Raw genomic sequence first — 23,044 nt, 5'->3', positions numbered from 1 at the left:
CGCAATAGCGGGGTTAAATCAAGGGATTAGTGCTTACGATGGACATTTACCGTGCCGTCAGGATCGCGGTGAACGATCAGTTCTTCCAGCGAGGCCAGCGCCATAACCTCGTTCAGGCGCGGTGCATCGGCAGGCGCGTTAACCGCCACCACGTGGCAGCCTGCCGCCAGGCCGGAGAGAATGCCCGCAGCGGCATCTTCTACCACCACGCACTCTTCCGGCTCCAGGCCCAGCAGATGCGCCCCCAGCAGATAGGCATCAGGTTCCGGTTTTCCACGCTCAACGCGCTCGGCGGTGACAAATGCATGCGGCTCCGGCAGCCCGGTTGCGCCATGACGAGCGCTGGCCACCGGTACAGAACCGGAGGTGACGATCGCCCAGGGGATTTCCAGCTCGTCCAGCGTCGCCAGCAGGGAAAGTGCCCCCGGCAGCGCAACGATGCCGTCCGTGTCTTCCGCCTCTAACTGCTCAAGGGCCAGAAACTCCTGCTGAACCTCTTCAGCCGAGGCGCCCTGCATAAAGTGACGCAGTGAGGTGATGGCCTGCTTACCGTGGATAAAAGCCAGGATCTCTTCGGTATCAATCCCCCGACGACGCCCCCAGTTACTCCAGGCCCGCTCCACAACCATCAGGGAATCTACCAGCGTGCCATCCAGATCGAACAGAAAACCTTTACACTTCACTACGACGTCCTCATCAGGCGTTAATAATTTGTACGATTTCATTCGCACTCAAATGATACTGTCGCGGACAATTGTGCCATACAGCAAGCATTCGCTGATACTTTTCCCACATCGGAACCTGCGCATCAAATCGATGGCTGCCGACAGGGAAATGCGTATAGCGCCCTTCGCACTCGACCATAAAGCGCGTGTAGCCCAGGTAACGCCCTTCGCTGTTAGCATCGAAGCCGAGAAATTGCAGCCTGCGCGGATCGATATCCTGCGCATCTTTCAGATTACTCCAGGATATATGCAGCGCATGATGCATCTCCATCATTGCCAGCAGCGTGCGGCATTCAGCTTCGGGTAGCTGACTCAGTTCGCTGTCCAGCTCGCGCATCTGCAAACCATAGCCGCGCTTGATGATCGTCTGGCAGCGATGGTAGTGCGCGGCGTTTTCGGCATCAAGCATAGCCATAATCTGGTACTGATTGGAAAGAATTAAACGTTGGGCTGGGGTCATGTCCATCGAGGGGCTCCCTGGTTACGGAAATTAAGTTGTGGATAAGGATCTCACAGCCGCGCGGGGAGCTTCTTTGATTCAAAACGGGTTTCCAGATGAAAACCCGCTAAGGAATAACCTAACGTGTTAATCGATGGACAATCGTGACAGATCAGAGATCGTCGAGGAAAGTTTTATCCAGCTGCTTGAACGCGCGCTTCAGCACGTCTGCCAGAGACTGATAGGTCGGTTTGCCTTCCACCGGTGCAATCGCCTGTCCCGCCGCCTGCAGCTTTTCACGCACGTCGTGGAACCAGGTTAATAATGTCGGCGGCAGCGGCGTGATCGATCGCTTACCCAGCCACCACAGTCCCTGCATCGGCAGGCTGCAGGCAAACAGCGCCGTGGCAACCGCCGGGCCAAGCTGACCGCCCAGTGCGATCTGCCAGGTCAGAGTAAACACCGCCAGCGGTGGCATAAATGCAATTGCAAAACGCGTGGCGCGTGTGACCCTGTTTTCAGGAAACACCGGCGCAAGACGCTTATCGACAGGCCAGGTTTTCATGTAATGCTGCCCATTTTGGAACAGCTTGAACCACCCTACGGAGCCGGATTCATTCGCCATAGCGGACCTCAACTTCAGAGATAAAAATTAAAAAAAAACCGCAACACACCAACTTTAAATGACATTATTCAAAATATTTTGTCTTTGTGAGCCACTCTGGTTATCCTGAGCGCGTTTTCGCCCCTGGACAGCGAGCAGCTGCGGTCAACAACTGGTCGGGCCATGAAAGATCGAACAGGATTTAAAAAAATCCCGTAAAATATCCAAAATTTCTTACTGCCGATCTCTGTAAAGTTCTCGCCAGTATGACATGTGTCATTAATGTACCAGCTTTCATGCGCTACGCTGATAGTCTGTTTGACTTTTATTTCGCCACTTTTATATAAATAGGACCTTCCATGTCGAGTAAGTTAGTACTGGTTCTGAACTGCGGTAGTTCTTCCCTTAAGTTTGCCATCATCGATCCGGCAAACGGTGACGAATTCCTGTCAGGTTTAGCTGAATGCTTCCACCTGCCGGAAGCCCGTATCAAATGGAAGCTGGACGGCGCTAAACAGGAAGCGGCTCTGGGTGCCGGCGCGGCACACAGTGAAGCACTAAACTTCATGGTTAAAACTATTCTGGCACAAAAACCAGAACTTTCAGAACAAATCGCGGCAATCGGCCACCGTATCGTTCATGGCGGCGAGAAGCTGACCCAGTCCGTGCTGATTGACGATTCTGTTATCCAGGGCATCAAAGACGCTTCTGATTTTGCACCGCTACACAACCCGGCACACCTGATCGGTATTGATGAAGCGCTGAAAAACTTCCCGCACCTGGCTGATAAAAACGTGGCCGTTTTCGACACCGCTTTCCATCAGACCATGCCGGAAGAGTCTTACCTCTACGCCCTGCCGTACAAACTGTATAAAGAACATGGCGTTCGTCGCTACGGCGCGCACGGCACCAGCCACTACTATGTGACTCAGGAAGCGGCGAAAGTTCTGAACAAACCGGTTGAAGACGTGAACATTATCACCTGCCACCTTGGTAACGGCGGTTCAGTTTCTGCCATCCGTAACGGCGTGTGCGTTGACACCTCTATGGGCCTGACCCCACTGGAAGGCCTGGTAATGGGCACCCGCAGTGGTGACATCGACCCGGCTGTGGTGTTCTTCCTGCACGACACGCTGGGCATGAACGTTGACGCCATCAACAAGCTGCTGACCAAAGAGTCTGGCCTGCTGGGTCTGACCGAAGTGACCAGCGACTGCCGCTATGTAGAAGATAACTACGAAACCAAAGCCGATGCAAAACGTGCGATGGACGTATACTGCCACCGTCTGGCCAAGTATATCGGAGCCTACGCGGCGCTGATGGATGGCCGCCTGGATGCGGTTATCTTCACCGGCGGTATCGGTGAAAATGCCGCGATGGTGCGTGAACTGTCGCTGGGCAAACTGGCGCTGCTGGGCTTCGAGGTTGACCACGAGCGTAACCTGGCTGCCCGCTTCGGCAAATCAGGTTTCATCAACAAAGAAGGTACCCGTCCAGCCATCGTGATCCCAACCAATGAAGAGTTGGTTATCGCGCAGGACGCAGCCCGCCTGACCGCTTAATATACTAATATCCGTCAGCTCAGGCTGACGGAGTTGTTTCCAGAGAGCAGAAGTAACGATATAGCCCTGGTTTGCGCTGCAAAAATGCCATCGGTACTGATGCAGGCGGAAAAATGCAGGCTATTAGAGAGGTTATCGTGTCTCGTACTATTATGTTAATCCCTACCGGCACCAGCGTCGGCCTGACCAGCGTCAGTCTGGGCGTAATTCGTGCTATGGAACGTAAAGGCGTTCGTTTGAGCGTGTTCAAACCGATCGCTCAGCCGCGTACCGGCGGCAATGCGCCCGATCAAACCACCACCATCATCCGCAAAAACTCCAGCATCCCGGCCGCCGAGCCGATGGCAATGAGCCGCGTGGAATCTCTGCTGGGTTCCAACCAGCAGGACGTGCTGATGGAAGAGATCATCGCCCGCTACCACGAAAACACCCGCGATGCGGAAGTGGTGCTGGTGGAAGGTCTGGTGCCAACGCGCAAGCATCAGTTCGCGCAGTCGCTGAACTATGAAATTGCGAAAACGCTGAATGCTGAAATTGTGTTCGTCATGGCGCTGGGCAACGATTCTCCGGCGCAGCTGAAAGAGCGCATCGAGCTGACCCAAAGCAGCTTCGGCGGCGGAAAAAATAAAAACATTACCGGCGTGATCATCAACAAACTGAACGCACCGGTGGACGAACAGGGCCGCACCCGCCCGGATCTGTCCGAAATCTTTGATGATTCCACCAAGGCCAACGTCGCCAATATCGATCCGAAACAGCTATTTGCTAACAGCCCGCTGCCGGTTCTGGGCTGCGTGCCGTGGAGCTTCGATCTGATTGCCACCCGTGCTATCGACATGAGCCGCCACCTTAATGCACGTATCATTAACGAAGGTGATATTCAGACCCGTCGCATCAAGTCAGTGACCTTCTGCGCACGTAGCCTGCCGCATATGCTGGAGCATTTCCGCCCGGGCTCGCTGCTGGTGACCTCTGCGGACCGTCCTGACGTGCTGGTTGCCGCCTGCCTGGCCGCCATGAACGGCGTGGAAATTGGTGCGATCCTGCTGACCGGTGGCTATGCGATTGATGCCCCTATCCAGAAGCTGTGCGAGCGTGCCTTCCAGACTGGCCTGCCGGTATTTATGGTGGATACCAACACCTGGCAGACTTCCCTGAGCCTGCAGAGCTTCAACCTGGAAGTGCCAACCGACGATACTCAGCGCATTGAGCGCGTGCAGGAATACGTTGCCAGCCATATCGACGCCGAGTGGGTTGAGTCGCTGACTGCGGCTTCCGAGCGCAGCCGTCGTCTGTCTCCGCCAGCCTTCCGCTACCAGCTGACCGAGCTGGCGCGTAAAGCCGGTAAGCGTATCGTTCTGCCGGAAGGCGACGAGCCGCGTACCGTGAAAGCGGCAGCGATCTGTGCCGAGCGAGGCATCGCCACCTGTATTCTTCTGGGTAATCCGGATGAAATCCAGCGCGTAGCGGCTGCGCAGGGCGTTGAACTGGGCAAAGGTATCGAGATTGTTGACCCGGCGGTGGTGCGTGAAAACTACGTGGCTCGCCTGGTTGAACTGCGTAAGAGCAAGGGCATGACCGAAGTGGTTGCTCAGGAGCAGCTGGAAGACAACGTGATGCTCGGCACCATGATGTTGGAAGGTGGCGAAGTTGACGGTCTGGTTTCCGGTGCGGTGCACACCACGGCGAATACCATCCGTCCACCGCTGCAGCTGATCAAGACCGCACCAAACAGTTCGCTGGTTTCTTCCGTGTTCTTCATGCTGCTGCCTGAGCAGGTTCTGGTTTACGGCGACTGCGCCATTAACCCGGACCCGAACCCGGAACAGCTGGCAGAGATCGCCATTCAGTCAGCGGATTCCGCGACTGCCTTCGGCATCGAGCCGCGCGTTGCGATGATCTCCTACTCTACCGGTAACTCCGGTGCCGGTAGCGACGTTGAGAAAGTGCGTGAAGCGACACGTATCGCGCAGGAAAAACGCCCCGATCTGGTTATCGATGGTCCACTGCAGTATGACGCCGCGATCATGGACGATGTTGCCAAGTCTAAGGCGCCAAACTCCCCGGTTGCCGGCCGTGCTACCGTGTTCATCTTCCCGGATCTGAACACCGGTAACACTACGTACAAAGCGGTACAGCGTTCTGCGGATCTGATTTCCATCGGTCCAATGCTGCAGGGTATGCGTAAGCCGGTGAACGACCTGTCTCGCGGTGCACTGGTGGATGATATTGTCTACACCATCGCCCTGACGGCGATTCAGTCCAGGCAGGCTGAGGGTTGATTTAAGCCCTGATGCAGTAGCAGGTCTTACGGCCTGATGCCGATCGATTAAAGCCGTTATCTTTTGGGATAGCGGCTTTTTTATGGCTGAGCACAGGGCTGTGGATTGCCTGCAATCCACAAATAATCCCTCCTACAGCAATTCACGCGCCGCGGCCACAATCTCATCCGCCGTCAGCCCATACTCCTGCTGAAGCCACTCCTGGGTTCCCACCTGACCATAGCGCTCCTTCACGCCAACCCGACGCATCGGCACCGGGCAGCTTTCCACCAGCACCTCCGCCACCGCCGACCCCAGCCCGTTATGAATACTGTGATTTTCACAGGTCACGATCCGTCCAGTTTTCTCCGCATAGTTTTTAACCAGCATGCGGTCGATCGGCTTGAGGGTAAACATATCGATCACCGCTGCGCTAACGCCCTGCTCCGCCAGCCGATCGGCGGCCATCAGCGCTTCAGCCACCATGATGCCGTTGGCGATAAGCGTAATATCACTGCCGTCGCGCAGCACATTGCCCTTGCCAATGGTAAAACGCGTGCCTTCCGGATAAATTTTTGCCGCCTGCTTACGGATGGTACGCACCCAGTAAAAACCGCGCAGCGTCGCCAGCTGCTGCAAAATATCGCGGAACATCGTCGCATCGGTGACTTCCATCACCACGGAGTTTGCCAGGCCGCGCACAATACCCATATCTTCAAACGACATATGCGTGCCGCCGTTGTGGCAGGCCGTCACGCCCGCATCGGAGGCAATCACCTTAACGTTGTTCTTTTGATAATCGAGCGCCATAAACAGCTGATCGAAACAGCGGCGGCTGGCAAAAGCGGTGAAGGTATGCACAAACGGTGTGCGCCCGGTCAGCGACAGACCGGCCGAAACGCCAATCACGTTAGCCTCCATAATGCCGCAGTTGATAACGTGCTGCGGCCAGTCCCGCTGCACGCCGTCCATCGCCATCGAACTCATCAGATCGGCTTCCAGCGCAATCACCGGCGTTCCGGCGGAAACCTGCTCACGAATGAAGTTGGCGTAAACTTTACGCATTTCAGTGGTATCACGCTCAAGCGCTACAGCAGATATCTCAGTCATGGGTGGCCTCCAGGGCGGCAATTTCAGCATCAATAGCCTGCCGCTGCTCCGGCGTCAGGCGCAGGTGGTGGCTGTTACTTAACTGCTCAAGCCACGGCACCCCCTGCCCTTTAATACTGTCGAGGACAATAGCCAGCGGCCGCTCCTGCGCCTCCCTGACCGGTTTCAGCGCATCGTACAGCGCGGGGATATCGGCACCGGGTACGGTCTGCGCCTCAAAACCAAAGGCAGTGAATTTTTCCGCCAGATCGAACGGCTGAATCACTTCATCGAGCGTGCCGTCCAGCTGCTGCTTGTTCCAGTCCACCAGCACGGTCAGGTTGTTCAGCTTGTGGTGAGCAATAAACTGAAACGCTTCCCAGCACTGCCCCTCATTCAGCTCGCCATCACCGACAATGCAGAAAACGCGGTTGCTGCGGCCAGCCAGCTTGTGGGAGAGCGCCATACCCGCAGCAATCGAGATCCCCTGTCCCAGTGAACCGGTGGTCGCATCCACGCCGCGTGTTTTCAACCGGTCCGGGTGGCTTGGCAGCAGCGTTCCGTTTTCATTCAGCGTGGATAGCTGCTCGCGCGGAAAATATCCTTTTATCGCCAGCGTGCTGTACAGCGCCGGTCCGGCATGCCCCTTCGACAACACAAAATAGTCGCGTTCAGGCCAGTCCGGATCGCCCGGATCGATACGCATCACATCACCGTAAAGTACCGCCAGGGTTTCCACCACTGACATGCTGCCACCGTAGTGACCAAAACCCAGATGGGTTAGCGCCTTAAGGGTTTCCAGGCGGATGTCTTTGGCTAACTGCGTCAGTTCTCGGATATTCATGGATTGACCTCCGTATCATTTTTGCTGCCATCGTTAGCGGGTTTAGGTTTGCGGAACAGGTTATGCAGCACCAGCAGCGCGAAGATGCCGACAATCACCACGGTAATCATCTCTTTCGACAGATACTGCGCCAGGTTACCCAGGATGATGCCCACCACGCCGAAGTCGGCATCCGAGAAGGTGGTATTGGCAAAGCCAAGCGCGCCCAGCACCGGCAGCAGCAGTACCGGCAGGAAGGTGATCAGCAGGCCGTTGGCAAATGCCCCACACATCGCACCGCGCCGGCCGCCAGTGGCATTGCCAAAGACGCCTGCGGTGGCACCGGTAAAGAAGTGCGGCACCACGCCGGGCAGGATCAGCACCAGCTTAAGCTGGCCCAGCAGGAACAGCCCCACCAGCCCGCCAAGGAAGCTGAACAGGAAGCCAATCAGCACCGCGTTGGGCGCATAAGGGTAAACCACCGGACAGTCGAGGGCGGGACGCGCGTTGGGCACCAGTTTTTCCGAGAAGCCGGTAAAAGCGGGGACAATCTCTGCCAGAATCAGCCTCACGCCCTGCAGAATGATAAACACCCCGGCGGCGAAGGTAATAGCCTGGATGATGGCGTACACCAGGAAGTTCTGGCCGCCGCTGAGCTGCGATTCTACGTATTCACTCCCGGCGCAGAAGGCCATAATCATATAAATAACGATCATGGTCAGGGAGATGGAGATAGAACTGTCGCGCAGGAAGCTCAGATTTTTCGGGAGGTTCATCTCTTCGGTAGAGCGCGAGCTTTTACCGGTTTTACTGCCGATCCAGCCGGCCAGTACATAACCAATCGTGCCGAAATGGCCGAAACCGATATCATCATTGCCGGTGATCTGCCGCATATAGCGCTGAGCGATGGCCGGGAAAATCGCCATTATCAGCCCCAGCGTCAGCGCGCCGGTAAATACCAGCAGCACGCCATCAAAGCCCGCCACGCTGAGAATAACCGCGATCATGCAGGCCATATAAAACGTATGATGCCCGGTGAGAAAGATATATTTAAGGCGGGTAAATCGGGCAACAATGATATTCGCCACCATCCCGAATGCCATAATCAGCGCAGTAGAGGCTCCGTATTTTTCTAACGCAATAGAGACTATCGCTTCGTTATTTGGAATAATCCCCTGAATATTAAATGCGTGCTCAAACATTCCCCCTAAGGGATTGAGTGAGCTGACCAGCACGGTGGCACCACCGCCCAGAACAATAAAGCCGAGTATTGTTTTTACTGTGCCTTTTACCACATCAGTAAAAGGTTTTTTTTGAGCAATCAGGCCAATCATGGCGATCAGCCCCACCAGTACAGAGGGAACTTTTAATATATCTACCACAAACTTCAGCGTTTCCTGGATAATCATATCCGCCTCGCTTCGAAGGATTAATGGGAAGAGAAATATTCCTTGAGTTTTGTTTCCAGCTCCGTCATGTCGATAATACTTTTCAGCACCACCAGCCTGTCGGGCGGCACATTGGCGCTTTCCGCGATATCCCGCGCCATCACAAACAGATCCGCCGCGCCGGGCGTCGCCGATGAGAGGTCAGAGTGCTCTACCTCCGCTTCAATATTAAGTTTCTTCAGCACTTTTTTGATATTCATTTCAACCATAAAGCTGCTGCCAAGACCTGAACCGCATACGGCCATAATTCTCATAACGCCACCTTATTTACAGTCGAACGGAACCATGCCGATAAAAGCACAGCGTCATTATTTTTCGAAATTATTCAGAATGGAGCGATAACTTTTTTTATTTCCTCCCGCGTTGTAGCGCAGTGCAGGTCTTCCAGCGCCTTGTCATTGGAAAATAACTCACTGAGGCTCGATAACATCGTAATATGCGAATGACTGTCTTTCGCTGCCAGCATCACAATAAGATTCACCGGGTCAAATTCTCCTGCACCAAAATTAATGCCGCGCCGCAGTTTAAGCAGCGACAGCCCCATTTTGCAGGCCCCTTCCTCCGGTCGTGCATGCGGCATAGCCAGTCCGGGCGCTAACACATAATAAGGCCCCAACTGCTGATGGCTGCGAATAATCGCCGGAACGTAGTCGCTATTAATCACGCCTGCTTTCAGCAAGGGTCCGGCACATAATTGCAGTGCCTGCTGCCAGTCGGATATTTCATCAGCCAGCTGGATGGTGCCATCGTGCAACCAGTGATTTAACACGCCCCCTCCTGTTTTCATTTTGCGCTGGGTGAACAAACTGTAATCAACGGATAAATAATCATCCGTGACTATTCTCACAAAGATAGCGCTATCAAAAGTTATTCAGTAGATTTGTGATAGCGCTATCATAAAGAGCAGGACGTTAGCCGATTTTTCACTAAACCAATAACCTGACGACTAACATGTTCTTTGCAGATGCTGGTAAATTGACAGCTAAACGGACGCAAAAACGGAAACAGCCATGTCAGTTAATCGAAAACGACGCGGTACGGGGCGGGTAACACTGACCGATGTCGCCAATCTTGCCGGGGTGGGAACGATGACCGTTTCACGCGCGTTGCGCACCCCTGGCCAGGTTTCCGACAAGCTGAGAGAAAAAATTGAAGCTGCGGTAAATGAACTGGGCTATCTGCCTAATCTTGCCGCCAGCGCTCTGGCTTCCGCCTCTTCGCGAACCATCGCCATGGTGGTTCCCGGCCTGGCCGAGGCCGGATGCTCAGCGATGTTTGCCGGGCTGCAGCAGGTTCTGCAACCCGCTGGCTATCAGATTATGCTTACCGAATCGCATCATCGTCTGGAAAATGAGGAAGCGCTGCTGGAAACACTGCTGTCGTGGAACCTGGCAGCGGTGATCCTGCTCAGCGTTGAACATGGCCCGAATCTGCGCCAGTGGCTCAGTTCCGCCCGCATACCGGTGATGGAAATCGGCTCAATTCGCACCGATCCGCTGGATATGAATATCGGTATTGATAACGTTGAAGGGATGTTTCAACTGACCTGCCTGCTGGCCGAGCGCGGCTATCAGAATATCGGGCTGCTGTGCGCCAGCCAGGAGCAGCGTCTGTTTCAGCAGCACCTGCGCGGTTGGCATAAGGCGATGCTGCGCCATCATATGTCGCCGCATCGGGTGATCAACGCCGCCACGCCCGCCAGCTTTTCCGCCGGGGCGCGGCAGCTGCCGGAATTTATCCTCAACTGGCCGGAGCTGGATGCGCTGGTCTGTGTTTCCGACGAACTGGCCTGCGGCGTGATGTACGAGTGCCAGCGGCGACGTATCAAGGTGCCGGGTGATTTAGCCGTTGTCGGCTACGGCAACAGCGACGTCAGCCAGGTTTGCCAACCTCCCCTGACCACCGTCGCCATCCCCCATCTACAGATCGGCATCAACGCAGGTAAAGCGCTGCTGGCAAGGTTGGAAGAGGAACCATGGGAGGGGAAACCGCTGGCGCCCAGGCTGTGCCTGCGCGACAGCTGCTAGCGAGGAAAAGAAATGGGGCGCAGCCTGCGCTGCGCCCCGATATCCGCAAAATCAGCGATTACTCACCTTCGCTGTTGCGGGTCAGCCACAGCGACAGGGCTTTCAGCGAGTCGGCGGTAAACTCATCGCAGCGTGAGGTAATTTCTTCCGGCGTCATCCAGAAAATTTCATCCACTTCCTCTTCCTGCATAGCGAACGGGCCGTGAGAAACGCAGCTGAACAGACCGCCCCAGACGCGGCAGTGTTCATCTTCGTAGTAAAACAGGCCGTGCTCAGCGAAAGGTACGGCAGCGATACCCAGTTCTTCTTCCGCTTCACGCCGTGCAGATTCCAGCATCACTTCGCCGCTCTGCACCACGCCGCCAGCCGTAGCGTCCAGCATGCCCGGCATAAAATCTTTAATCTCGGTACGACGCTGTACCAGAATTTTACCCATGCCATCGTGAACCACGATATAGGTAGCCCGGTGTCGTAAACACTGGGCACGCATCTGTGCTCGGCTGGATTGGGCGATGACCTCGTTATCTTCATTAACGATATCGACCCACTCAATGCCTGGCTCTTGCTCCACCATCCGTATCCCTTTTTGTTCTGGCGCTATGCGCCGTTTGGTCATTATTATTCGCGGCGCAGCGCGATCCGCCTAAATTAATGATTAACGCCCCGTGACGCAATCATCCATTTGTGCGCATTCAGCTCAGGCCAGTTTAGCCGATTCCGCCAGCCACAGCTGCACGGAGGCGCGCTGCCACTGGAAATTTGCATAGTCGGCAATCCGCTGCGGCAAAGCGTCGCCGTGCAGTGCCAGACGATTCAGCATCACGGCAAAATCAGTGTCGGCAATGGTCCATTCGCCAAACAGATTTTGCTGGCCAGCAGGAAGTAAACGCTCGGCGGCTGCAATCAATCTTTCGGCACTGGCCTGCCCGGCCTCGTCCAGCGGTGCCAGACGCGCGCCGGCAAACAGCACTTCCGTTGGGCGCTGCTGGCGGATAGGCATCAAATCACTGCGCAGCCAGGCCTGCAGCTCACGTGCTCTGGCGCGTTTTTCGCGATCGCGGGGATAAAGGCGCTCATATTCGGGTGGAGGAAAGCGATCTTCAAGGTACTCAGCGATCGCCGATGATTCGGAAAGCAGAAAATCATCAACCTGAAGTGTCGGAACGCGGCGTGTAAGCGATATATCACCGTAGGCCCGCTGATGGTGTTCTTCGCGGGCCAGGTCGATGCGCTTCAGCGCAAAGGGCAGACCTTTCTCACTGAGTGCAACGTAAACTGACATCACATACGGACTAAAATAGTTAGCATCTGACCACAGAATAATATTCGGGTGACTCATCAGGCGTCCTTCGACGGTTACGGATTGAAACACCTGTTTAGCTGGTTTTTCGGCCGAAGGCAAACATCTCTTGTGAGTTAGCTGGCAAATCAGAATGGCAGCAATCATCGGTACGGTTTGCCTGCCCTGAATGGGTTAAAAATCTATTGTTATCAGCCACCGTGCGCATCGTCACAGGTAGCAAAGCTATCTTCACCTATGCTGAAAGTGACCGTAACAGCGAACCACTGAAAAGGATAAACAGCATGCATATTCTGCTCACCGGCGGTACCGGGCTAATCGGCCAGCCGCTCGTTGCCCGTCTGCTTCAGGCCGGTCACGAAGTCAGCGTGGTGACCCGCGATGTGGCTGGCGCAAGGGAAAAACTCGGCGAGAAAGTCCGGCTGTGGTCAGGGCTGGAGAAGCAGCGCGATCTCAACGGCATTGATGCAGTGATTAATCTGGCCGGAGAGCCGATTGCCGCCAAACGCTGGAGCGAGGCGCAGAAACAGCTGCTGTGCCGCAGCCGCTGGCAGATCACCGAACGGCTGGCCGCATTAATTTCTGCCAGCAGCTCGCCGCCTGCCGTGCTGATATCGGGTTCCGCCACCGGTTTTTACGGTAATACCGGCGAGCTGGTGGTGACCGAAGACGATCCTGGCCACGATGAGTTTACCCATCGCCTGTGCGATACCTGGGAAAAACTGGCGATGCTGGCGGCGAGCGAACGGACCCGCGTCTGTCTGCTGCGTACCGGCGTGGTGCTGAGTCGCTCCGGCGGTGCGCTGGAGAAGATGAAGCTGCCGTTTAAAATGGGCATTGGCGGGCCACTCGGCAGCGGCAAGCAGTTTTTGCCGTGGCTCCATATCGACGATATGCTGAACGGCATTCTCTGGCTGCTGGAGCATCCGACGCTAAGCGGGCCATTTAATCTTGTCGCCCCCTATGCGGTACGCAATGAGCAGTTTGCCGCAGCGCTGGGCGAAGCCATGCATCGGCCTGCATTTGTACGTACCCCAGCCAGCGCGATTCGCCTGTTGATGGGGGAATCCGCGGTGCTGGTACTCGGCGGGCAGCACGTGCTGCCGCAACGGCTGGAGGCGTCCGGCTTTCGTTTCCGCTGGTATGAGTTAGATGAGGCGCTGGCTGATGTGATCGACAGTAAAAAATAAACCCCTGACGTATTACCATCGGGTTTAGGTCAGCCAACGCACCCTACAGGCATCCTGCCCGTCGCTTCACATGCCAGAGCAGGATTGCACGGTGAATAATACGCCGTTAAGCAGATAACAGGCGGTTAGCAGGGGAAGCGCCGCACGGGCCTTCCCCCTGGGGGTATCTTACTTCAGAGCACCGGATAAAAACTGCTGCAGGCGGGTGCTTTTCGGGTTATTAAACAGCTCGCCCGGCGCGCCTTCCTCTTCAATTTTTCCCTGATGCAGGAAAATCACGTGGCTGGAGACATGACGGGCAAACTCCATCTCATGCGTCACTACCACCATGGTTTTCCCCTCTTCGGCCAGTTTCTGCATAATGCGCAGCACTTCGCCAACCAGTTCCGGGTCCAGCGCCGAGGTCGGTTCATCAAACAGCAGTACCTCCGGCTCCATCGCCAGCGCGCGGGCAATGGATACGCGCTGCTGCTGGCCGCCGGAGAGATGCACCGGGTATTTAGCCCGTGCGCGTTCGTCGATGCCGACCTTATCCAGGTAGCGAATAGCCCGCTCCCGCGCTTCGCTTCTGGCCAGCCCCAGCACCTGAATCGGCGCTTCCATCACGTTCTCCAGCACCGTCATGTGGCTCCACAGGTTGAAGTGCTGGAACACCATTGTCAGCCGGGTACGCAGCGTACGCAGCTGTTCTTTGTTTAACACTTTCAGCTGGCCGTCTTTATCACGCACCAGATGAATGTTTTCATTGTTAACCGAGATAGTGCCTTCGCTTGGCTTCTCCAGAAAGTTAATGCAGCGCAGGAAGGTACTTTTCCCCGAACCGGAAGAGCCGATAATACTGATGACATCGCCGGCATTGGCCCGTAGCGAAACGCCCTTCAGCACCTCATGTTCACCATAGCGTTTGTGCAGTTCGGCAACGCTTAATTTATTTTCAGCCATAGTTTTACTCAGTGTGACAATGAAGGTTTAACGTGTGCCAGCCAGCGTTTTTCCGCTTTGCGGAACAGGCTGATGAGCACATAGGAAATAATCAGATACAGCACCGCCGCCAGTCCGAAGGCGATAAACGGCTGGTAGGTTGCCGAGTTAATATCGCGCGCCACCTTTAGCAGGTCCGGCACGGTGGCGGTAAACGCCAGCGCCGTAGAGTGCAGCATCAGGATCACTTCATTACTGTAGGCCGGCAGCGCGGTGCGCAGCGCCGACGGCATGATAATGCAGCGGTAGAGCTTGAAGGTAGAGAAGCCGTAGGCGCGCGCGGCCTCGATCTCACCGTGCGGAACCGAGCGGATCGCCCCGGCAAAGATCTCCGTGGTATAGGCACAGGTGTTCAGCGTAAATGCCAGCAGCGTACAGTTTAGCCCGCTGCGGAAAAACGCATTCAGCATCTCGGTGCCTTTGACGATCTCCAGCGTATACATGCCGGAATAGAACACCAGCAGCTGCACGTAGAGCGGCGTGCCGCGAAACACATAGGTAAACAGCCACACCGGGAACCACACGGCTTTGTGCTGCGACACGCGGGCAATTGACAAAAACACCGCCATACAGCCGCCCAGCACCACCGAAATAATCAGCAACCACAGGGTCATTGCCACGCCGGTAAAGCGATAACCGTCGGTCCACAGCAGGGCTTTCCAGTATTCCTGAACAATCTCAATCATAAATCAGCCCTTTTCACACCCACGGTATAACGACGTTCCAGCCACCACAGCACGCCGTTCGACAACGAGGTAAAGATCAGATAAATCACCCCGGCGACGATAGCAAAGTAAAACGGTTGCCACGTGGTTTTTCCCGCCAGCTGCGTCGCTTTGACCACGTCCTCCAGCCCGAGGAGAGAAACCAGCGCTGTGGCTTTCAGAATAACCTGCCAGTTGTTACCGATACCCGGCAGCGCATAGCGCATCATGCCGGGAAACAGCACGCGGCGGAAGGTCTGCGAAGGCGTGAAACCGTAGGCAGTAGCCGCTTCTGTCTGTCCTTTCGGCACCGCCATATAGGCACCGCGGAAGGTTTCAGTGAAGTAGGCTCCGTAGATAAAGCCGAGGGTAATGATCCCCGCGACCATCGGATCGATATCAAACTGCCCGATGCCCATCAGGTCGGTAAGGTTGTTAAGGATGATTTGCAGGCCGTAGAAGATCAACAGCATCAAAACGAGGTCGGGCACGCCACGGATCAGCGTGGTATAACCTTCGAAAATCATCACCAGCGGACGGTGATTAGAGAGTTTTGCCCCGGCACCAATTAAACCCAGCACCACGGCGAGGATCACCGAACTCAGCGCCAGCTCCAGCGTCACCAGAGCACCTTTAAAAATGACTTCAGAATAGCCATAGAGCATAAATATTATCCTGTCGTTATGGTCAAAAATGCAGCCTCACCGCAAGCACCGTGAGGCTGACAGACAGGGACGGCTTAATCGCCGTATACATTAAAGTCGAAATATTTTTTTGCCAGCTTATCGTAGGTACCATCTTTGCGAATTTCATCGAATGCTTTATCGATCGCCACTTTCAGCTCGGGATCGTCTTTACGCATGCCCATACCGGTACCGATACCGAAGATTTTTTCATCTTTCACTGACGGACCGGCAAACGCGTAACCCTTACCGGCTGGCTGCTTGAGGAAGCCTTCGCTGGCCGCAACTTCATCCTGGAAGGCGGCATCGATACGGCCCGCGGTCAGATCCTGATACACCAGGTCCTGGTTAGCGTATGGCGTCACGGTTACACCCTTAGGACGCCAGTTATCGTTGGCGTAAGTTTCCTGAGTGGTGCCCTGCAGCAGGCCGATGGTTTTGCCCTTCAGGGATTCCAGCGTGGGCCTGATGTTAGAGCCTTTTGGCGCGATCAGACGGGAGTCGGCCGCGTACAGTTTTTCTGAGAAGGCGATCTCCTGCTGGCGTTTTTCGGTGATCGACAGCGAGGAGATGATAGCGTCAATTTTCTTCGCTTTCAGTGACGGGATCAGCGCATCAAAGTCGCTTTCCACGAAGGTACATTTAGTTTCCATACGCTTACAAATTTCGGTGGCCAGATCGATATCAAAGCCTACCAGCTGCCCCTGGGCATTTTTCATTTCAAACGGTGCATAGGTTGGATCGGTGCCGATGCGCAGCGTTTTTGGACCGGCAGCAAATGCGCTGCCTGCAGAGGTGATTGCCAGCAACAGGGAAAGAGCCAGGACCTGCTTTTTCATAGAGTACCCTCGAGTCGTCTTATTATAGGATTCGTGATGTTTGTCCACGCAGTTTGTTTTGCAGATTTCATGCCACATTTTGTGGCAATGTCCGCTTTTTTCAGCGTGTTGAACAAGGCAGCGTAACTGCCCGGTTTACAGGGAGATTTATAACAGGTTTGAAAGCACTTGGCGGCAACAATGTTTCACAATGGTGCAACATCTGCACAAAATGCGATTCAGCACCAACATTTGAACCATCATAGTGCAGTGCACCAGCCGCTATGCACCCCGCCACCGCGTAAACAGATCTTCGTCCAGAGTCATGTCAAACTGGTCAAGCACCCGGTTTACCGTCTGGTCAACAATCTGCATCACGTTTTCCGGACGGTGATAAAACGCCGGAACCGGCGGCATGATAATCGCCCCCAGCTCCGCTGCGGTGGTCATCATCCGCAGATGGCCGAGATGCAGCGGCGTTTCGCGCACGCAGAGCACCAGCCGGCGGCGCTCTTTCAGCACCACGTCCGCCGCGCGGGTCAGCAGCCCGTCGCTGTAGCTGTGTACGATACCGGAGAGAGTTTTCATTGAGCACGGCAGGATCGCCATGCCCTCGGTTTTGAACGACCCGGAGGAGATACTGGCGGCGATATCGCGCACGTCATGAACCACATCGGCCAGCGCCTGCACCTCGCGCAGCGTATAGTCGCTTTCCAGCGCCAGCGTTTGCCGAGCGGCCTGACTCATTATCAGATGGGTTTCTACGTCGCTGACCTGCTGTAACACCTGCAGCATGCGAATGCCATAGATCACACCGCTGGCACCGGAAATGCCAATAATCAGTCTTTTCATACCAAATCCTTAAAAAAAACGGGCCGGAATTGCTTCCGGCCCATCTTACCTGCTTATACCCCGAAGCGCTTACCCTTCGTTATGGATTTCCAGGTTTTCAACTTCGTTCTGACGCGCCATCGCTTTGGCATCATCGTTACGCAGCGACTGCAGATACTCAAGGTACTGCTGGTCAACGTCTTTGGTCACGTAAATGCCGTTAAACACCGAACATTCGAACTGGGCGATATCCGGGTTCTCTTCCTTCACCGCGTCGATCAGATCGTCAAGGTCCTGGAAAATCAACGCATCGGCACCGATCAGCTGGCGGATCTCTTCCACTTCACGGCCGTGAGCGATCAGCTCGGTGGCGCTGGGCATATCAATACCGTAGACGTTCGGGAAGCGGATTTCCGGTGCCGCCGACGCCAGGTAGACTTTTTTCGCCCCGGCTTCACGGGCCATTTCGATAATCTGCTCGGAGGTGGTGCCGCGCACGATGGAATCATCCACCAGCAGCACGTTCTTACCGCGAAACTCGGCGCGGTTGGCGTTCAGCTTGCGGCGAACCGCGCTGCGGCGCAGCTGCTGGCCCGGCATGATAAAGGTACGGCCAACGTAACGGTTTTTCACAAAACCCTGACGGTATGGCTTATCAAGAATACGTGCCATCTCCAGCGCGATATCGCAGGAGGTTTCCGGGATGGGGATCACCACGTCAATATCCAGATCTTCCCACTCGCGGGCAATTTTTTCACCCAGCTTGGTGCCCATGCGCACGCGTGCGCTGTACACCGAAATTTTGTCGAGGAAAGAGTCCGGGCGAGCGAAGTAGACGTACTCGAACAGACACGGGTTAACCTTTGGATTTTCCGCGCACTGGCGGGTAAACAGCTGGCCTTTTTCCGTCACGTAGACCGCTTCGCCCGGCGCTACGTCGCGCAGGAATTCAAAGCCCAGCGTATCCAGCGCCACGCTTTCAGAGGCCACCATATACTCGGTGCGGCCATCGACCAGCGCACGCTTGCCGATCACCAGCGGGCGAATGCCGTTAGGATCGCGGAAGGCAACCAGACCGTGACCGATAATCATCGCCACGCAGGCATAGGCACCGCGAACGCGCTGATGCACGGCGGCAACGGCGGAGAAGATATTTTCGGCTTCCAGCGGGTCCTGTTGGAAACGATCCACTTCCTGCGCAAAGATGTTCAGCAGGATTTCAGAATCCGACGTGGTGTTGACATGACGGCGACCGGTTTCAAACAGCTCTTTACGCAGCTCGTGCGCATTGGTCAGGTTGCCGTTATGGGCCAGTGTAATCCCGTAAGGAGAGTTCACATAGAAGGGCTGGGCTTCAGAAGCGCTGGAGCTTCCTGCGGTTGGGTAACGCACGTGGCCGATACCCATATTACCCTGCATACGTTGCATGTGGCGGGCTTCAAATACATCGCTGACCAGACCGTTTGCTTTACGCAGGCGGAAGCAATTTAATGCATCAATGGTAACGATGCCTGCGGCATCCTGCCCACGGTGCTGAAGCACCGTTAACGCGTCATAAATCGACTGGTTGACCGGCATAAAACCGGCGATCCCGACAATACCGCACATATTGACATTTCCTCATAGCCGCAACCCCGGTGCGATTACCGGGGCAAAAAACTCGACGTGCTCTTCAGGTAGTCAAAGAACCACCCGATGATGTAACTGAACTGAGGGATTAACTTCGACTGCTGCCAGTCGAGGCTTTTGGAAAAGCCGGTGAATGTATCGAGGAAAAACAGCATAGCGGCCACAATCAGTACGCCACGCAGTGCCCCAAAACAGACGCCCAGTACTCTGTCGGTACCCGACAGGCCAGTTTTCTCAACCAGCGAACCAATTACATAGTTAACGATGGCGCCAACGATTAGCGTGGCAACAAATAACACTGCAATGGCGATTCCATTCCGAATCAGCTCGTCTTCAAATCCTGTGAACCAGACGGCAAGGTAAGAGAAGTAATGACTGGCGACAAAGAATGCGCATCCCCAGGTTACGAGAGAAAGTGCTTCCCGAATAAACCCACGGATCAGGCTAACCAGAGCCGAAAAAGCTATAACCGCAATAATGACGTTATCTATCCAGACCATGAACTCTTCCAGTGACAGTAATCGTGAAAACGCCCCTGCATCCAGTTCGGGGCGAATTCTAACAGAAAAAGAAAACGTTTGCGTAGGGTTTTCCTGCGTCGTTTTAAATAAACGGAAACGCTGAAAAAACCGGCAGGTGGGCGACATTCCTGCCGCTCACGACGCCAGAATGCAATTCGTTGATTTGCTTTAAATCACGCGGCCTTCGGCCAAACGCAACCAGGTGCCACGCCGTTCTTCAACGGGTGGCACCTGTCACAGCCATTGCTGTGGCCGCACAATCTACCGCGACGGTTAGCGTGCGCCCCAGGCTTTGACGACGCCGCCAAGACCAGTGATGCCCTGCAGCTCACCAACCGCCGCCTGCATTTTGGCTTTTGACGCATCCGGCCCAACGTAGATACGGGTGATCTGTCCGGCAACCGGCGTCGCTGGCACCGTGAAAGCACGATAGCCGGAAAGCCGCAGCTGCGCGACGATTTCGTTTACCTTGGCCGCATTTTTCAGCGCGCCCAGCTGGACTACATACGCCTGGCCGGTCGGTGCTGTTTCAGCGGCCGCCGGTTTCTCAGCAGGCGTTTCCACCTTAGGCTGAGTTTGAGGTTGCTGCTGAACAGGAGGCTTTTCAACCGGCTTCGGTTTTTCCACCGGTTTCACTTTCTCTACCGGCTTCGGCTTTTCAACCACTTTCGGCGGCGGCTGTACCGGTTGCTGGACCGGCTGTTGCTGCACCGGCGGCGGCGGCTGTACCGGTTGCTGGACCGGCTGTTGCTGCACCGGCGGCGGCGAAACCAGCGTGGGCTGATTGTTCGACTTCGGCGCGGTCGATCCGCTGTCGGCCTGCGAGGAATTTTCCCCGCCGGCACGGCTGATCGCTTCGCTTGCCCCTTCCGGCGGCTGCGCCGGCAGCGACTGTGTTACCGGCGGCGCCAGTTCGGTTTCCTGCTGGTCGCCTGGTTTCGGCACCAGCGGGATCGCCGCGAACTCTTCCTTATAGTGTTTCTTTTTACCATCCAGCAGACCGGGCAGCACGATCACGCCCAGTGCAACAATAATAACGGTGCCGACTAAACGGTTTTGAAACTTACTTGCCACTGCCGTTCTCCGCTGTCATCGTTTCCATTACGTGTGCGACGGTGTGGAATGACCCACACACCAGCACAATGTCCTGTTCCGCCGCCTGCTGCATCGCCTGATGCCACGCATCAGCCACGGAATCAAACGCCTGCGCCCCGCTAAGATGGGCGATCAGCTGCTCGGCAGAAGCACCGCGCGGGCCTTCCAGCGGCGCACAATACCAGTAATCGACCTGCGGGCTGAGGCAGGCCAGCGTCCCGGCGATATCTTTGTCGTGCAGCATCCCAACTACCGCATGCACCTTCCCGCGCTGCGGCAGCTCTGCCAGTCGCCCGGCAAGATAGGCCGCCGCGTGCGGGTTATGCGCCACGTCCAGAATCACCTGCGGGTTATGCGCCACGATCTGGAAGCGACCGGGCAGGATCGCCTGATGCAAGCTGGCACGAATAGTGGCCTCATCAACCAACAGCCCCGACGCCCGCAGTGCGGCCAGCGCGGTGGCTGCGTTCGGTAACGGCACCTGCGGCAGCGGCAGGTTGTCAATGCTGCCGCAGGCATCGCGGAACGACCAGCCGCCTTCGGTCAGGCTGTAAGACCAGTCGCGACCGCGCTGCTGCAGCTGCGCGCCAACCTCGCGCGCTACGTCGGCAATGGTTGACGGCATATCCGGTTCCCCGACGATGGCCGGTTTCCCCTGGCGAAACACACCGGCCTTTTCACGGCCGATGCTTTCGCGGTCCGGGCCAAGCCAGTCAACGTGGTCCAGCGCAATGCTGGTGATCGCCGCAACGTCCGCATCAACGATATTGGTCGCATCCAGCCGCCCACCCAAACCGACTTCGAGAATGACCACGTCCAGCTGCGCCTGCTTAAACAGCCACAGCGCCGACAGCGTGCCGTATTCGAAATAGGTCAACGAGGTCTCTCCGCGCCCGGCTTCAATGGCCGCAAACGACGCGGTATGCGCCGACTCGGCCAGCTCTTCACCCTGAATGCGCACACGTTCAGTGTAGCGGATTAAATGTGGAGAGCTGTACACGCCAACGCGGTAGCCGGCAGCCATCAGTACGGTTTCCAGCGTGCGGCAGGTGGTGCCCTTGCCGTTCGTACCGGCAACGGTAAAGACCTTCGGGGCGGGTGTTAACAGATCGAGTGAAGTGGCAACCCGACGGATACGATCCAGCCCGAGTTCAATAGCCTGAGAGTGTAAATGCTCAAGATAATAAAGCCACGTGGCAAGAGGCGACGCGGCTTGAAGAAGATTATCCATGTGTCCCGTTCACAAAGTTACGGTTCATTGGTGAAAGAGGCCCGAAGACCTCTTTCTCATCATCGGTCAGGCCTCTTGGCTCTGTGGGCCGGTCGCTTCGGCCTCTTTGATTTCTTCTTCCTGCGGGGCAGGCAGATTCATCATTTTAGCCAGCAGGCTGGCCAGTTTGAAGCGCATAACAGGGCGGCGAACGATCATATCGATCGCACCTTTTTCAATCAGGAACTCACTGCGCTGGAAGCCCGGTGGCAGTTTCTCACGAACCGTCTGTTCGATAACGCGCGGGCCGGCAAAGCCGATCAGCGCTTTTGGTTCAGCAATATTCAGATCGCCCAGCATCGCGAAGCTGGCAGAGACGCCACCCATGGTCGGGTCGGTCAGCACGGAGATGTACGGCAGACCGCGCTCCTGCATCTTAGCCAGCGCAGCACTGGTTTTCGCCATCTGCATCAGCGACATCAGTGCTTCCTGCATACGCGCACCGCCGGAAGCGGAGAAGCAGATCATCGGGCAGTTGTCTTCCAGCGCCCGCTCAACCGCACGCACGAAGCGCGCGCCAACCACAGAACCCATTGAGCCACCCATAAAGGAGAACTCAAATGCCGCAGCAACAACCGGCATCCCGTGCAGGGTACCTTTCATTACGATCAGCGCGTCGGTTTCGTCAGTCGCTTTCTGAGCAGCCGCAAGACGATCTTTATATTTTTTGGAATCCCGGAACTTGAGCACATCTTTTGGTTCCAGCTCGCTGCCCAGTTCAGTGGTTGAACCTTCATCCAGCAGGCTGTTCAGGCGTTCACGTCCATGCATACGCATATGATGATCGCATTTCGGGCAGACTTCCAGATTACGCTCCAGCTCGGCACGGTAAAGAACCTGTCCGCAGCTGTCACATTTGGTCCAGACACCTTCAGGAATGCTTGCCTTACGCGATGGGGTGATTGTGCTCTTATTGAGAATTCGTTCAATCCAGCTCATTGATGACCTTTCTGTTTGAACCTGGTTTCCCCGCAGGGTAAGCCAGTTTTTCTTTTTTGTGCCGCAAAAAAGCCGGCGGCACAAACCATAAATTGTCACTCATTA

At 55.7% G+C, this 23,044-nt stretch carries 24 protein-coding genes; 4 read left to right on the top strand and 20 right to left on the bottom strand.

From position 1 onward, the window contains the following. Nucleotides 1–26: 26 nt before the first annotated feature. The 3 genes from AC07U6_RS03680 to yfbV all read right to left on the bottom strand — a co-directional run bounded on the left by AC07U6_RS03680 (nt 27) and on the right by yfbV (nt 1,789). Nucleotides 27–683, bottom strand: a complete 657-nt coding sequence (locus AC07U6_RS03680; RefSeq protein ID WP_494763223.1) for a sugar phosphatase — start codon at nt 681–683, stop codon at nt 27–29. Nucleotides 684–696: 13 nt separating this feature from the next. Further along, the gene (locus tag AC07U6_RS03675; protein WP_494763224.1) at nt 697–1,191 is read right to left on the bottom strand and encodes a YfbU family protein; all 495 of its coding nucleotides are present in this window, start codon (nt 1,189–1,191) and stop codon (nt 697–699) included. A gap of 145 nt (nt 1,192–1,336) precedes the next feature. Further along, nucleotides 1,337–1,789, bottom strand: a complete 453-nt coding sequence (yfbV, locus tag AC07U6_RS03670; RefSeq protein ID WP_105591260.1) for a terminus macrodomain insulation protein YfbV — start codon at nt 1,787–1,789, stop codon at nt 1,337–1,339. Nucleotides 1,790–2,127: 338 nt separating this feature from the next. On the opposite strand from yfbV, the gene ackA reads away from it, so the two are divergent. Together ackA and pta are read left to right on the top strand one after the other, a co-directional pair. Next, the gene (gene ackA / locus AC07U6_RS03665) at nt 2,128–3,330 is read left to right on the top strand and encodes an acetate kinase (RefSeq protein WP_494763225.1); all 1,203 of its coding nucleotides are present in this window, start codon (nt 2,128–2,130) and stop codon (nt 3,328–3,330) included. A gap of 137 nt (nt 3,331–3,467) precedes the next feature. Next, on the top strand, nt 3,468–5,612 hold the full coding sequence (gene pta / locus AC07U6_RS03660; RefSeq protein WP_494763226.1) for a phosphate acetyltransferase: 2,145 nt from the start codon (nt 3,468–3,470) through the stop codon (nt 5,610–5,612). Between the two features lie 132 nt (nt 5,613–5,744). Here pta and AC07U6_RS03655 read toward each other — a convergent pair whose 3' ends face one another. The 5 genes from AC07U6_RS03655 to AC07U6_RS03635 all read right to left on the bottom strand — a co-directional run bounded on the left by AC07U6_RS03655 (nt 5,745) and on the right by AC07U6_RS03635 (nt 9,720). After that, the gene (locus AC07U6_RS03655; protein WP_494763227.1) at nt 5,745–6,701 is read right to left on the bottom strand and encodes a transketolase family protein; all 957 of its coding nucleotides are present in this window, start codon (nt 6,699–6,701) and stop codon (nt 5,745–5,747) included. Continuing rightward, a complete protein-coding gene (locus AC07U6_RS03650; RefSeq protein WP_494763228.1) occupies nt 6,694–7,524 on the bottom strand; it encodes a transketolase in 831 nt (276 codons plus the stop codon). The genes AC07U6_RS03655 and AC07U6_RS03650 overlap by 8 nt, the downstream gene beginning before the upstream one ends. Then, entirely contained in the window at nt 7,521–8,912 is a 1,392-nt protein-coding gene (locus AC07U6_RS03645) for a PTS ascorbate transporter subunit IIC (protein ID WP_205066282.1), read from the bottom strand. Before AC07U6_RS03645 ends, AC07U6_RS03650 begins: the two co-directional genes overlap by 4 nt. A 20-nt stretch (nt 8,913–8,932) precedes the next feature. Then, a complete protein-coding gene (locus AC07U6_RS03640) occupies nt 8,933–9,205 on the bottom strand; it encodes a PTS sugar transporter subunit IIB (protein WP_105591255.1) in 273 nt (90 codons plus the stop codon). 71 nt (nt 9,206–9,276) lie between these two features. Beyond that, nucleotides 9,277–9,720, bottom strand: coding sequence for a PTS sugar transporter subunit IIA (locus AC07U6_RS03635; protein WP_494763229.1), 444 nt, complete (start codon nt 9,718–9,720; stop codon nt 9,277–9,279). Between the two features lie 241 nt (nt 9,721–9,961). On the opposite strand from AC07U6_RS03635, the gene AC07U6_RS03630 reads away from it, so the two are divergent. Next, nucleotides 9,962–10,978 carry a LacI family DNA-binding transcriptional regulator gene (locus AC07U6_RS03630; protein WP_494763230.1) on the top strand — a complete coding sequence of 339 codons (1,017 nt, stop codon included), beginning with the start codon at nt 9,962–9,964 and terminating at the stop codon, nt 10,976–10,978. Nucleotides 10,979–11,036: 58 nt separating this feature from the next. Here the strand turns inward: AC07U6_RS03630 and yfcD are convergent, their stop codons facing one another. Both yfcD and yfcF read right to left on the bottom strand, forming a co-directional pair. Beyond that, nucleotides 11,037–11,552 carry an NUDIX hydrolase YfcD gene (gene yfcD / locus AC07U6_RS03625; protein WP_494763231.1) on the bottom strand — a complete coding sequence of 172 codons (516 nt, stop codon included), beginning with the start codon at nt 11,550–11,552 and terminating at the stop codon, nt 11,037–11,039. A 123-nt stretch (nt 11,553–11,675) separates the two neighbouring features. Beyond that, nucleotides 11,676–12,317, bottom strand: coding sequence for a glutathione transferase (yfcF, locus tag AC07U6_RS03620; protein WP_494763232.1), 642 nt, complete (start codon nt 12,315–12,317; stop codon nt 11,676–11,678). A 245-nt stretch (nt 12,318–12,562) separates the two neighbouring features. Here yfcF and AC07U6_RS03615 point away from each other — a divergent pair, with 245 nt between their 5' ends. Continuing rightward, a complete protein-coding gene (locus AC07U6_RS03615) occupies nt 12,563–13,468 on the top strand; it encodes a TIGR01777 family oxidoreductase (RefSeq protein WP_494763233.1) in 906 nt (301 codons plus the stop codon). 168 nt (nt 13,469–13,636) lie between these two features. Here AC07U6_RS03615 and hisP read toward each other — a convergent pair whose 3' ends face one another. The 10 genes from hisP to accD all read right to left on the bottom strand — a co-directional run bounded on the left by hisP (nt 13,637) and on the right by accD (nt 22,939). Further along, nucleotides 13,637–14,410, bottom strand: coding sequence for a histidine ABC transporter ATP-binding protein HisP (gene hisP / locus AC07U6_RS03610; protein ID WP_494763234.1), 774 nt, complete (start codon nt 14,408–14,410; stop codon nt 13,637–13,639). 8 nt (nt 14,411–14,418) lie between these two features. Beyond that, nucleotides 14,419–15,135, bottom strand: a complete 717-nt coding sequence (locus AC07U6_RS03605; protein ID WP_494763235.1) for an ABC transporter permease — start codon at nt 15,133–15,135, stop codon at nt 14,419–14,421. Next, complete coding sequence (locus tag AC07U6_RS03600; protein WP_494763236.1) at nt 15,132–15,818, bottom strand: histidine ABC transporter permease HisQ; 687 nt, start codon at nt 15,816–15,818, stop codon at nt 15,132–15,134. The genes AC07U6_RS03605 and AC07U6_RS03600 overlap by 4 nt, the downstream gene beginning before the upstream one ends. Before the next feature lie 74 nt (nt 15,819–15,892). Next, nucleotides 15,893–16,675, bottom strand: a complete 783-nt coding sequence (gene argT, locus AC07U6_RS03595; protein ID WP_494763237.1) for a lysine/arginine/ornithine ABC transporter substrate-binding protein ArgT — start codon at nt 16,673–16,675, stop codon at nt 15,893–15,895. A gap of 261 nt (nt 16,676–16,936) precedes the next feature. Beyond that, nucleotides 16,937–17,506, bottom strand: coding sequence for a UbiX family flavin prenyltransferase (locus AC07U6_RS03590; RefSeq protein ID WP_494763238.1), 570 nt, complete (start codon nt 17,504–17,506; stop codon nt 16,937–16,939). 69 nt (nt 17,507–17,575) lie between these two features. Further along, nucleotides 17,576–19,093 (bottom strand): amidophosphoribosyltransferase, encoded by a 1,518-nt coding sequence (purF, locus tag AC07U6_RS03585; RefSeq protein ID WP_494763239.1) that lies wholly within the window; start codon nt 19,091–19,093, stop codon nt 17,576–17,578. Nucleotides 19,094–19,128: 35 nt separating this feature from the next. Next, nucleotides 19,129–19,614 (bottom strand): colicin V production protein, encoded by a 486-nt coding sequence (cvpA, locus tag AC07U6_RS03580; protein ID WP_105591244.1) that lies wholly within the window; start codon nt 19,612–19,614, stop codon nt 19,129–19,131. Nucleotides 19,615–19,908: 294 nt separating this feature from the next. Further along, nucleotides 19,909–20,709 carry a cell division protein DedD gene (gene dedD / locus AC07U6_RS03575; RefSeq protein WP_494763240.1) on the bottom strand — a complete coding sequence of 267 codons (801 nt, stop codon included), beginning with the start codon at nt 20,707–20,709 and terminating at the stop codon, nt 19,909–19,911. Then, a complete protein-coding gene (gene folC / locus AC07U6_RS03570) occupies nt 20,699–21,961 on the bottom strand; it encodes a bifunctional tetrahydrofolate synthase/dihydrofolate synthase (protein ID WP_494763241.1) in 1,263 nt (420 codons plus the stop codon). The genes dedD and folC overlap by 11 nt, the downstream gene beginning before the upstream one ends. 66 nt (nt 21,962–22,027) lie before the next feature. Then, nucleotides 22,028–22,939: an acetyl-CoA carboxylase, carboxyltransferase subunit beta gene (gene accD, locus AC07U6_RS03565; RefSeq protein WP_494763242.1), complete on the bottom strand. Its 912-nt coding sequence runs from the start codon at nt 22,937–22,939 to the stop codon at nt 22,028–22,030. Between the last annotated feature and the right edge of the window lie 105 nt (nt 22,940–23,044).

This window comes from Erwinia sp. GW821-FHT03D09 (genome assembly GCF_059420805.1).
The sequence above is the reverse complement of the archived record's forward strand: the minus strand, read 5'-3'. Positions and strand labels throughout refer to the sequence as shown.